This window comes from Citrobacter sp. TBCS-14 (assembly GCF_005280805.1).
Taxonomy (GTDB): domain Bacteria; phylum Pseudomonadota; class Gammaproteobacteria; order Enterobacterales; family Enterobacteriaceae; genus Citrobacter; species Citrobacter gillenii.
Map to the genome: position 1 here is coordinate 1 of NZ_SZWM01001231.1, position 304 is coordinate 304.

Here is a 304-nt window from a genome sequence, read left to right on the forward strand (position 1 = left end):
AAAACTGCGGATAGCGAGCCTGTTCACGACGGGCATGAAGTTGATATTGAATCCACGGTAAAGCCAGCATCGCCATCAACAGTAAGCGCCAGCCGTAGGCAAAAAAAATGTCATCCTGCCGCCATCTGTCACTGTCTGCCACACTCCATTTCAGCCACACACTCATCGCCAGCACAACCACACAGATCAACGCCATCCAGCACCATAGAGCACGTTGCTTAAATGAGACGACAGTCAGCAAAAGCGCAGAGGAGAGCGCAATCGTTACGGGCATCCCGTAGAACAGCCAGTCACTGTTCTGCGG

1 pseudogene is annotated in these 304 nt (G+C 52.6%); it reads right to left on the reverse strand.

What is annotated here, in order from left to right:
- Positions 1-304 (reverse strand): annotated as a pseudogene (locus FDX22_RS26405) (DUF4153 domain-containing protein); the annotation flags it as partial.